At 68.1% G+C, this 10,692-nt stretch carries 10 protein-coding genes; 8 read left to right on the forward strand and 2 right to left on the reverse strand.

What is annotated here, in order from left to right; genetic code table 11:
* Positions 1–62: 62 nt before the first annotated feature.
* The gene (locus tag ABD652_RS00005) at positions 63–755 is read right to left on the reverse strand and encodes a polysaccharide deacetylase family protein (RefSeq protein ID WP_344717133.1); all 693 of its coding nucleotides are present in this window, start codon (positions 753–755) and stop codon (positions 63–65) included.
* A 257-nt stretch (positions 756–1,012) separates the two neighbouring features.
* On the opposite strand from ABD652_RS00005, the gene ABD652_RS00010 reads away from it, so the two are divergent.
* The gene (locus ABD652_RS00010) at positions 1,013–1,342 is read left to right on the forward strand and encodes a hypothetical protein (RefSeq protein WP_344717134.1); all 330 of its coding nucleotides are present in this window, start codon (positions 1,013–1,015) and stop codon (positions 1,340–1,342) included.
* Between the two features lie 149 nt (positions 1,343–1,491).
* Here ABD652_RS00010 and ABD652_RS00015 read toward each other — a convergent pair whose 3' ends face one another.
* The gene (locus ABD652_RS00015; RefSeq protein ID WP_344717135.1) at positions 1,492–2,283 is read right to left on the reverse strand and encodes an SDR family NAD(P)-dependent oxidoreductase; all 792 of its coding nucleotides are present in this window, start codon (positions 2,281–2,283) and stop codon (positions 1,492–1,494) included.
* 90 nt (positions 2,284–2,373) lie between these two features.
* Here ABD652_RS00015 and ABD652_RS00020 point away from each other — a divergent pair, with 90 nt between their 5' ends.
* The 7 genes from ABD652_RS00020 (at position 2,374) to ABD652_RS00050 (ending at position 10,654) form a co-directional block, all read left to right on the forward strand.
* Complete coding sequence (locus ABD652_RS00020) at positions 2,374–2,919, forward strand: MarR family winged helix-turn-helix transcriptional regulator (RefSeq protein WP_344717136.1); 546 nt, start codon at positions 2,374–2,376, stop codon at positions 2,917–2,919.
* 956 nt (positions 2,920–3,875) lie between these two features.
* Positions 3,876–4,271 (forward strand): hypothetical protein, encoded by a 396-nt coding sequence (locus ABD652_RS00025; protein ID WP_344717137.1) that lies wholly within the window; start codon positions 3,876–3,878, stop codon positions 4,269–4,271.
* A 66-nt stretch (positions 4,272–4,337) separates the two neighbouring features.
* Positions 4,338–5,189: a tyrosine-type recombinase/integrase gene (locus ABD652_RS00030; RefSeq protein WP_344717138.1), complete on the forward strand. Its 852-nt coding sequence runs from the start codon at positions 4,338–4,340 to the stop codon at positions 5,187–5,189.
* A 115-nt stretch (positions 5,190–5,304) separates the two neighbouring features.
* Entirely contained in the window at positions 5,305–5,778 is a 474-nt protein-coding gene (locus ABD652_RS00035; protein ID WP_344717139.1) for a hypothetical protein, read from the forward strand.
* A gap of 21 nt (positions 5,779–5,799) precedes the next feature.
* Complete coding sequence (locus ABD652_RS00040; protein ID WP_344717140.1) at positions 5,800–6,123, forward strand: glutaredoxin family protein; 324 nt, start codon at positions 5,800–5,802, stop codon at positions 6,121–6,123.
* A gap of 406 nt (positions 6,124–6,529) precedes the next feature.
* On the forward strand, positions 6,530–8,737 hold the full coding sequence (locus ABD652_RS00045) for a hypothetical protein (RefSeq protein ID WP_344717141.1): 2,208 nt from the start codon (positions 6,530–6,532) through the stop codon (positions 8,735–8,737).
* Positions 8,738–10,654 carry a hypothetical protein gene (locus tag ABD652_RS00050; protein WP_344717142.1) on the forward strand — a complete coding sequence of 639 codons (1,917 nt, stop codon included), beginning with the start codon at positions 8,738–8,740 and terminating at the stop codon, positions 10,652–10,654.
* The last annotated feature ends 38 nt before the right edge of the window (positions 10,655–10,692 follow it).

The following is a 10,692-nucleotide window of genomic DNA, read 5'->3' on the forward strand; positions in this document are numbered from 1 at the left end:
GTACATCTTCGGCATGTTCGTATCCTTCCGCTCAATAGGAGCGGAACGAAACCCAGGACGGTTCAGTAGGCCAGCTCGCCGTCCTCGGCCACGACGCTCCAGTGGAGCAGATGGTCGATCCCACAGCTGCCGGCGGCCTCGCGGGTGGCCGCGTCGGAGGCGCCGTACGGGGCGCGGGCCAGCGATCCCACGTGTCCGGTGTCGCCGTAGGTCTCGTCGAGCACGTCGGCCATCCCGCAGATCTCCTCGGCCTGTTCCTCGACGCCGAGCGTGGAGAGGTTGTCGTGCGTCCTGGAGCGGGAATGCACGTGGTCGCCGCGCGCGAGGTACTGGGCGAAATACTCGGCATGCCGGTGCACCGGCTCCTCGTTGAGGAACAGCGAGACGGGCATGTCGTGCTCCTGGACCAGGTCGAGGGCCCCCTGATCGGGATGCGTGCCGTCGTCGAGAGTCACGAAGACCACCGGATCATCGGTGGGCACCCGGTGGAGCACCGCGGGATCCTCCGCGCTCTCCGGGGCAGGTGGTGCTCCGGGGACCGGCAGGCCCGTGCGCAGCTCCTCGACGGCCCGTCCCGCATCCTGGCGCAGCTCCTCGGGCCCCGCGGCGGACAACGCGCAGCCACCGAGGCCGACGGCGCCCAGCGCGAGCATTGCGACGGCGACCTGGGCGCTGCGCCGGCGCCGGCGGGCCCGCTCCCGGCGGGCCTGGTCATGGTGCAGAGGGAAGGTTTCAGGAATGTCATCGGGGTCCATGCCTCCCAGGCTTCCGGGGGCGTTCTGCAGTCCGGTCGTCGCCGTGTCACAGATCTGTCGCGATCCGCGACCCGTCCGACGAGGCTCCCGAGGGCATCCGGCACGAGAGGATCGAGGCCCTGGCCGCCGGCGGGGCCCTGCTGACCACCGCCTCCTGCGGCATCGGATCCGAGGCCGCCGATCCGACCGACGACGCCGCCTACGAGCGACTGGCCCAGGAGGCCGCCGCCGTCGACGCCGAACTGCTGCTGATCTCCATGCCGCCGATCGAGGCCGACGAGTTCTACGCCGACCACATGGACGAGCTCGACTCGGCGCACGAGACGGCGGCCGCAGTCGCGGAGGAGACCGATCACGCGACGTTCCTCGACGCCTCCGAGGTCTGGGGCGAGGAGTACAGTCGCGAACACGACGGCTCGATCGACCGCAGCGACGACGGCATCCACACCTGCCCACAGGGCGCTGCGCGCTTCACCAGCTGGTTCCTCGACGAACTCTCCGACCACCACCAGGGCTTCTCCCCGGCTCCGGCGGAGAGATGGGCGAACGCCGGCTGGAGCGACGCCGAGGTGTTCACCGGCTGCTGACCTGTCAGCCTGCTGTCGTGCTCGACGCGGTCAGTGCTGGGACCGCGCATGCGTCAGACCTGCCCCGGGCCAGCTCGCCCCGGAGGCGAATGGGGCAGATGCTTCAGAGAAGACTGTGCCGCCTGCCCGCGGCGCCTCCGGAGGGACGCTCAGAGCATGGTGGTCAGAACGCCGCCGTCGGCACGCATGGCACTGCCATTGGTGGCCGAGGACATCGGGCTTGCGAGGTAGGCGGCGAGGTGAGCGATCTCTTCCGGCTCGATGAAGCGCCCGAGAAGTGACGTCTGGTTCCCGGCGATGATTCCGGCTTTGAGATCCTCCACAGAGGCGTCCTGATCCTCGGCGATCTCCGTGATGGCTCGAGCGACTCCGTCAGAGTAGGTGGGGCCGCCGAGAATCGTGTTCACGGTGACGCCCGTCGCCTGAGTGAGCTTGGCCAGACCATTGCTCAGGGCGAGCATCCCGGCCTTGGTGACCCCGTAGTGCGCCATATCCGCAGGGATATTCACACCTGACTCACTGCCGATGAAGATGATCCGCCCCCAACCGCCTCGCATCATCATGGGCATCAGCCCTCGGGACAGGCGCACTCCGCTCATGACGTTCACGTCGAAGCAGCGTCTCCATTCATCGTCGGTGATCTCGGAGAAGGACTCGACGTCGAAGAGCCCGACGTTGTTCACCAGGATGTCCACGGCCCCGAGCGAGTCGAGGAGTCGATCCACGTCGGCGGCGCAGGCGAAGTCGGCGACGATGCCTGTCACGCGTGCGCCGCGGACGTCGCGCTCCAGGGTCTGCACCGCCCGGTGCAGGCGACCGGAGTCTCGGCCGTTGATGACCACCTCCGCACCCTCACGGAGAAGCTCCTTCGCGATGGCGTATCCGATGCCCTGAGTCGAGCCGCTGATGAATGCGCGCTTGGAGGCCAGCTGCAGATCCACAGGCGTCCACCCTCTCGTCGTTACTTGCTTGAGCAAATACACCCTAGGCGAATTTGGTTGCCTGAGCAAGCAGATGTGTACTCTGGCGGGATGGACGACCGCAGTGACCCCGCATCCCTCGGGGCTGACGACCTTGCTTCGTGGGCTGCTCTTGCGACAGTGCTGGAGTGGCTGCCGCCGGCCCTCGACGCCGACCTGGTCGAGGCTTTCGACCTCACGCATTTCGAGTACGGCGTGCTGTTCGCGCTTGCGGATGCTCCCGACCGCGCCCTCGACATGAGCACTTTGGCCGGCTATGCCAACAGCTCGCTGTCACGCCTCTCACGGGCGGTGTCTCGGCTGGAGAAGCGCGGGTGGATCCGACGGACCCGGAGCCACTCGGACAGGCGGTCCACACTGGCTGCACTGACGGAGGAGGGCATGGAGATCTTCCATCGCGCCGCCCCGGTGCACACCGAGACGGTGAAGAACCTCGTTCTGGACCCCCTCACGAAAGCACAGCGACGCCAGCTGCACGAGATCAGCCTGCGGATCCAACGTGCGATTCGAGGCGAGGAAGGGTGGCAGCCGGACGGGGACGACCGCGGACCGAGCCCCGACCGCAGCGGCCGCCAGACCGACGGCGGCCCCTCGTGAGGTGTCCGGGAGCGCAGGCCCTGATCTTCGCGGAGCACTGACTCCCGCAAACTGCCGGCGAGCCGGCCGGTCCTGCGACCTCTGAAGCAGAGAGCTTCAGAGAACTCCCAGGATTCCGCTGTGCCCATCCATAGCCTCGGCATCAGACCAGGACAGCCGATGATCAGCTTCCACCCTCGACGCCTCGAGACCCCTGCCGTTCAGATCGGGCAGCGCTGACGGTGTCCAGCGCCCGGAGAACACTTGGACGGCCTGGAGGAACTTCTACGACGAGGACAGTCCGACATTCAACCCGAAGGAGACCTTCGACGTCGGCCCCAAGCCCTGTCTCGCCTCCTACCAGCAGACCAGCCGGCGGCGAAGAACCTGCTCGTCGGTCCGCCCTTCAGGGCCGTGATGCGGCAGGGCCCCGGACTGCGCCGCAGCAGATGGAGATTCTTCGATGTCCGGGGATCCACGCCCGTCGTGAGGCCGGCTTCTCTGCTGTCGAGGATCTCTCCCGACTGAACCGTCCGGGCGAGGCAGTCCACCAGGACCGGGGTGAGTTCGACCTGCAGGCCATCACTGATATCGGGGCTGGAGAAGTTCGCCTCATCGCGCCACCCTCGACGCCGCAGGCGCAGAGCTGGCCCGCGAGTGGTCGGACCGCCCCTGCCGGATCGGAGACGACTGCCCGACCCGCGTCGGCGACATCTTCCGACCAGGGGCCTGCCGACCCGGACATGAGAAAACCCCGGAACCAACGAGTGGTTCCGGGGCTCCGGGTCCGTAGCGGTGGCGGGGCTCGATCCCGCGACCTCACGATTGTCGGATCGCCTGCACGGCAGCACCATCGCTGATCGGAGCATCGCCGCGACCCTCATCTGGGCCCGGCGTGCGGGGCTGATCCCTGCTGTTGTGTCGCCGGTTTGGGGCACACTGGCGGACAACGCTCCCATCGACGAGAAGGGGCCATCATGGGACTGATCTTCCTCATCGGCGGCGCGGCTGTCCTTGCCGCGCTGACTCTGCTCGGAATGTTCGCCCGCCATCCGCTTGAGACGATCCGAACTGGGATCCAGGTGATCGCCTTCCTGGTGATGGTGCTCGGGCTCCTTCTCGGGTTCACCGTGGGTTGGGGTGAACTCGTCACCGGCGACGGCATCGAGCCCATCCGGCTGGCCCTCATCGGGGGCGGAGTCTGGCTGCTGCTGACCATGGTTCAGGCGGCAGGTGGCTCCGGTCCCCGCGAGCCCGTTCCTCACGGGCGCACCATCATGGACGAGCCACTGATCTCGCAGTCAACCGCTGTGCAGGAACCGAGTGTGCCCCACCCCTACTGCCCTCACTGCCACCGGCCTGTGGAGAACTGACAGCTAACGTCTGACACACAGAGTAGCCTCCCCACCACGAACACCGTCGGTGGGGAGGAGATCTGATTGCTCACGACCGATCTCGACGTCGATCAATTGGTGCAATGGCTGCAGCTGAAGAACACGCCGGAGACGATCCGCACGCGCGTCTATTGGATCCAGCGGCTCATCCGCTGGGCCTCCGAGTCCGGCACCACTGTCTGGGAGCTGAACGCCAGGGACGTCAACCAATGGCTGCTCGACTGCGGTCTCGCCCCGAATACTCGCCGCTCGGCACTCTCTTCTGCCAGGGCGCTCTATCGGTGGGGGTTGATGACCCACCAGGTCTCTGCCGACCCGACTGCGCAGATCCCGACGATCAAAGTCCCACGGGCCGCGCCGCGTCCGGCCCCGTCTGAGGCCATCGAGCGCGGACTGCAGCGCGCGACCTCACGCCGAGACGTTCTGATGATCCTGCTGGCGAACTACGGTGGACTGCGCTGCGCCGAGATCGCCAGCCTGCACTCCCACGACTTCCACGACAGAGTCCTCTGGATAACCGGCAAGGGCGGTCACACCCGCATTGTCCCCGCCCACAGTCTCCTGGCCGAGCTTCTCGATCTGTTCCCGCGTGGCTACTACTTCCCTTCCGAGAAGAACGCCACCGGCCACTACCGGCCTGCTTCCATCTCCCGGCGCATCCGCACACTGATGGACCCGGGTTGGTCGGCCCACACCCTGCGGCACCGATTCGCCACCGACTTCTACGCCCATACCCCGGACCTGCTCGCGCTGAAAGACCTGTTGGGCCACGCCTCAGTTGCGACGACCCAGATCTACACCGCCACGGATCCGCGCCGACTCGAAGCTGGAGTCTTCGCGCTGCCGGAGCTACGCGGTGCCCGCGCAGCCACCAGCGCCCTCGCCGGCGTCGAATGACTCCACTCCGTCGGCCCAGGATCGTCTCCCTCGCAGATGCATCTCGACACATGCGTCCGAGTCCTCCCGCCGAATCGGTCGCGACCGACCTCTCATCACGGAAGGACTTCAGACCATGGCGATCCCGACGACCTTCGACATCGAATACACCTGCGGGCACACCGAGACCACGGACCTCTCGGCCACCCCGGCCGGCAAGCGCAAGGGCCGTGCGTTCGGGCTCGGCAAGAACCTGGTCTGCTCGAAGTGCTTCAAGAAGAAGGGCAAGGAAGAGCTGGCCAAGCAGAACCAGCAGACCCTCATCGAGGCCGGTGAGCAGGCCGAAGCGCTCGACCTGCCGGAACTCGACGGCACCGAGAAGCAGGTCGACTGGGCCACCCGAGCCCGCTACGAGGCCCTGGCCTCCATTCAGGACGACGCCGCCGAGGCCACCGCGGCCAAGACCATCGACGCAGCCAAGCAGCTCGTTCGCGCGGGCTGGTGGATCGACAACACCACCGACAAGGAGCTCGACGCCGAGGATCTGGTCGAGCTGATCACCACCGCCGCCGAGGACACCGACTGGGTCGAATGCGAGAACGACCTCTGAGGCAGCGAAGGACTCCACATCATGACCATCGACCACACCGCCCAGGAGGAGACCATGTCAGTGCTCACCCTCTACGGCCAGCCCGGATGCGGCCCCTGCAAGCTGGTCTCACGCAAGCTCGACGCCGAGGACATCGACTACAGCTACCGCGACGTCACCGAAGACGCCGCCGCCCGCGAGCACATCCAGAAGCTCGGCCACCAGCAGACTCCGGTCATCGAGACCCCGACCGACCACTTCTCCGGTCTCGACCCTGACCGGCTGTCCGCGGCCATCGACGAATCCCGTGCGGCCACGGCGGCCACCACAACGACCCCCTCGATGGCCGGCCCCTCCGTCGCCTGACAGGGCGCGGACAGCCGGCCATCTCTCCGGCCACCCCGAGCGGCCACTGCCTCCTCCCTTGGCAGTGGCCGCTTCTCATGTCCGTGGCCGGCCACGGCCAACTGCCCTTGGCCGGCCGTTCCCCGCCGCGCACCGGACAGCGCAGCACTCCGCGGCCGTGGCCGCGGCCACCGGCCTTGGCCACCCTTGTCCGGCCACTCTCCCGACTCTGGCCGCTCCACTACCCCAGCCATGATGCGGCCAGCCGACCGGCCATCTGGCCGGTCAAAGGCCGGCCGTGGCCACTGGCCGTGGCCGGACAGCGGCGATGACACACAACCGCCCGGCTGAGAGACGAATGACCCAGCAGAGTCCATCACCGGCACGGTCAGGGGGATCAGAGACGGTGACGCACGATCAGAGAACAATGACTGAGACGACCCACGCACACGCCGACGCGGATGAGGGAACCATCGAGTTCGCCCTCGACGCGCAGGTGACGATCATCGACGCCAACGGCGTCCGGATTCAGCGTGAATCCATCAACCAGGCGATCCGCACGATCCGCCGTCGGCTGCGCAAAGACCAGCCGCAGCTGGTCGGCCTGGCCAATTCGGTCACGGCACCCGACGACGACGTCTTCGCCGCCGAGTGGTGGCTCATCGGCGCTGAAGGCACCCACAGCATCACCAATCCCCCGTCCCAGGAGCCGGACTACGAGCTGGCCTTCCACGGGTGGACCCTCGCCGCGCCGGGCTCAGACCCTCAGTCCGTCCGTCGTGAGGCAATCGGCCGAATCCTCATCAAGGCAGCCGCCCAGACCGGACGCCCCGCCCGGCTGACCGGTGACCTGCTGGGACTCAACACCGAACCGGTGGAGCCGAACGCTGAGCGTCCCCAGTCCAGCGTCTCCGAGCAGCCGCCGAGCCAGTCACCGGATGCTCGCCCTGGGGACTCCGTCACGTCCGACCGTGGCCCGACGCCGGTGGAGTCAACGGTCGCGGATCAGCCCGCCGCCCAGCATGCCCCCAGCGCTGGCTCTCCCGAACCGCGAGCCGTGGACGAAGTCGAGCGCGATGCTGAGGCACTCCACCGCGCACCTGCCTCCGATTCTCAGCCCGGCAGCGAGGTCACTCCGGCCGCTGAGCCGGCCGCAGGCACTCAGCTTGATCTCACGGATCGCCAGGCGGAAGACGCCGCACCTGCACACCGGGCCGAGCTGGTTGCTGCTACAGAGCATGTCCAGGATCCCGACCTCCTGCTCTTCCCCGCCCCCTCACCGGGCATCTCCGACAGCGAGCTGGCAGTCACCAACGACATGGCCCATGCACCGATGCTTCTGGAGCCTGCGACCGCGCCGGACACTCTGGCCGATGACCTGCTCGGCCTTGCCCCGACTGAGGAATCGCCCGAGACCGTGGATGAGACTGATGGTCGTCCGACGCGGTCACAGGAATTCGCCGCCCAGGTAAAGTCCGCAGCCGCTGAGCAGGCACGCCGAACCCGGTCCGCGGTGGAGAACCATCCCCGGCGCGTCAAAGCCACAGCAGTCGCCGCCGGCGGTTTGCTGGTCGTCGGCCTCATCGGTGGAGGGACGTTCCTCGCCGCCTCGACAGGCGATCAGCCCGACCAGCCCGCCGGGGTGACCTCAGCCCCGGCCGCCGACACCTCCGCCGAGAGGATCGACAGCGACTACACGATGTCCTTGTGGTCGCTGCCCCCGTCGAAGACGCAGAAGCTCTCGGTCTTCGCCGCCGGAGTCGTCAGCGTCAACGACGGGCGGCTGATCCTGCGCGACAGCCTCAGCGCCGACATCATCACCAAGGTCGCGCTGGACTCGCCGGTGCAGTGGACCGCCGAAGCCCGCTTCGGCGACACCGATGCCGTCACCGTCCGCACTGAGAACCGCGTCCACCTGATCACCGAAACCGGCGAGACCGCAGACTGGAAGATCAGCGACGGCCAGACCGTCTCGGTGCTGGGCACCCGCCCTCTCCTCCGCGGAGACGACACCACCGAGGTACTCACCCCCACCGACGGCGCCCAGCAGGTCGAAGGCAACCCCTCGCTCTACACTGCCGCCGCCGACGAGCAGTTCTTCCTGCAGATCGCAGCCGGCGAGCCGCGAGTCGTCGCCGTGCCTTACGCCGACGACGCCCGCTCCGAGGATGTCACTCTCACCGTCCCCAGTGACCGCGCCGAGTTCGTCAAACACCTATCCGTCGGCCACGGCCTCGCCCTGGCGCTGTGGCGGGTCGGCGACCAGAACTACTACGGCGTCCACTCCCTGGAAACCGGAGAGTCGACGGCGTTCCTGCCGGCGTCGACCAGCGCTGGAGACGCCCCGCGGTGGCAGTTCGGCCGCGGCCTGGACCTCGCCGTCATCGAGCGCTACGCCATCAAGCTCTCCGACGGCACGCTCGCCGCGACGGCCCCAGAGGGCGAGACGCTGACCACCGCCCTGGGCCCAGCTGCGATCAGCGAAGACGATGCCGGCGCACGCCACGTGCTCATCGACGGGACCGCATACCAGCAAGACGACCGAATCATCGGATTCTCCGGCAACGGCACCGTGTGGGTCCGCGAGCCGGATGGATCTGTCACCGCACTCTCGAAGCAAGGAGGCAAGTCCTAAATGACTCCCCACACCCCCTGGCAGCCGGCGCGCACCACGCTCGCCGCAGCCGTCGTCGCCGGACTCAGCGTCCCGCTGGGCGCCACCGGCGCGGCCGCGGCCACCGCTGCCCCCGAATCGAGCCAGTCCTCGCCGAAGCAGCAGGCACAGGACACGACCCAACAGCCCACAGACGATCAGGCCACGTCCGAGCCGACGTCAGAACCGACGGCCGAGGCGACGCCGGAGGCCACCGAGTCTGCGACCCCGCGGCCCACCCCTACTGAGTCCGAGTCCTCCGACCCGGAGTCGAGCTCCTCCTCGGAGCCGACGCAGTCGCCTGACGAGCAGCCAAGCCAGCCCGTCGAGCAGGATGAGGTCGTCACCCCGCCGGCTCCCGAGCGCAACGCTGACGACCCCAACACCGTGGTCGTCCCTCAGACCGAGGGCGTGGACTACCAGCCGGCCGCCGGGGAGCACACCATCGCTGAGGGCGAGACCCTCGAGGTCACCGCCACTGCGCAGGACGGCTACACCCTCGCCGAGGGGGCACAGTCCTCCTGGAGCTTCGAGCACAAGCCGACGGAGCCGGACTATGACCCGTCGCTGAAGACCGAGGGCACCACAGTCTCCGGAGACGACTTCAACCCGGAGGCGGAGTACACCCTCACCGTCACCGGCGACCTGGGCGAGGCTGGGACCACCACTGTGGCTCCCGATGCCGAGGGCACCTGGTCGCTCGACATCACCGAGGAGTTCGACCGTGTGCTTCCCGGTCAGATTTATACCGTGACCGTCGAGGGCGACGGGTGGCAGAACAGCGTCGAGGTCGAGACCCCGTGGCCGTGGGAGCCGGTGACCACCGTCGACGGCACCACGCTGCGCCTGCGCGAGGCCGCACCGGATGTCGACTACACCGTCGCCATCGGGGACGACACCACCTCCGTCACGGCCGACGCAGACGGCAGCGCAGACGTCTCGCTCACGGAGGTTTTCGACCTCTCCAGCGGTGAACACCAGGTCACCGTCACCGGACCGTTCTACGAGGCCGAGCACACCGTCACGATTCCTGAGCCCGAGCCCGAGCCTGAGCCCGAGCCCGAGCCCGAGCCCGAGCCGGAACCCGAGCCCGAGCCCGAGCCCGAGCCGGAACCCGAGCCCAAGCCCGAGCCCGAGCCGGAACCCGAGCCGGAACCCGAGCCGGAACCCGAGCCGGAACCGGAGCCTGAGCCGGAGCCGGAGCCGGATAACGCGGCCCAGGGTGAGACCTCCGGGCGGGGTGACGAGGGAGCCGACAGCGACCAGGGCTCGAGCCAGTCCTCTGATGCTGACGAGGATGACGACGAGGCCGGACGCATTACCGCGGAGTCCGACCTGGACGCCTCGGACCCGGCCAGCACCGATGCGCTGGAGGCCGACGGCGAAGAGGTCCCGGACGATCAGGCCGGCGAAGAGCTGCCCGTGGCTGACGCGGATCGTCCGCCACAGTTCGACACCGGCGAATCCGAGACCGAGGAGCCGGAGGAGGACCAGAACCTCGAAGCACAAGCACCGACCGCGCTGGAGGACCAGCTCGGCACCGACGACGCGGCCGAAGATGAGGCTGCCACCGGCCCGGACGACTCGGAGCTGCCGGATCAGGAACCACAGGCGCTGCCGACTCAGCCCGAACAGCAGTCGACTGATACCGACGCGGAGCCGGAACAGGACGAGTCGGAGCGGCCGTCCCAGTCCAGCTCTTCTGAGGAGTCTTCCTCCACCGAGAGCACACCGTCGGACGGTGACTCTGAGTCTCCAGACTCAGAGGCCGCGGCGCAGCAGACGTCGTCGTCACACGACGGCCCCTCGGCCGGTTCCATTGCCGTGATCAGCGCCGCGATCCTGGCCGCCCTGGCCTGGGTGGCCTGGTTCTTCGGCTTCCGGAAGAAGCAGGGCTGACCGAGCATCTACCAGCACACGGGTGGCGCCCTCCGGCG

The organism is Nesterenkonia halobia (genome assembly GCF_039536005.1).
Taxonomy (GTDB): Bacteria; Actinomycetota; Actinomycetes; order Actinomycetales; family Micrococcaceae; genus Nesterenkonia; species Nesterenkonia halobia.

What these genes read in the sequence shown, in the direction of transcription:
- ABD652_RS00005 (WP_344717133.1), bottom strand. Translation starts at nt 755, where the DNA reads ATGGACCCCGATGACATTCCTGAAACCTTCCCTCTGCACCATGACCAG.
- ABD652_RS00010 (WP_344717134.1), top strand. Translation starts at nt 1,013, where the DNA reads ATGCCGCCGATCGAGGCCGACGAGTTCTACGCCGACCACATGGACGAG.
- ABD652_RS00020 (WP_344717136.1), top strand. Translation starts at nt 2,374, where the DNA reads ATGGACGACCGCAGTGACCCCGCATCCCTCGGGGCTGACGACCTTGCT.
- ABD652_RS00025 (WP_344717137.1), top strand. Translation starts at nt 3,876, where the DNA reads ATGGGACTGATCTTCCTCATCGGCGGCGCGGCTGTCCTTGCCGCGCTG.
- ABD652_RS00035 (WP_344717139.1), top strand. Translation starts at nt 5,305, where the DNA reads ATGGCGATCCCGACGACCTTCGACATCGAATACACCTGCGGGCACACC.
- ABD652_RS00040 (WP_344717140.1), top strand. Translation starts at nt 5,800, where the DNA reads ATGACCATCGACCACACCGCCCAGGAGGAGACCATGTCAGTGCTCACC.
- ABD652_RS00045 (WP_344717141.1), top strand. Translation starts at nt 6,530, where the DNA reads ATGACTGAGACGACCCACGCACACGCCGACGCGGATGAGGGAACCATC.
- ABD652_RS00050 (WP_344717142.1), top strand. Translation starts at nt 8,738, where the DNA reads ATGACTCCCCACACCCCCTGGCAGCCGGCGCGCACCACGCTCGCCGCA.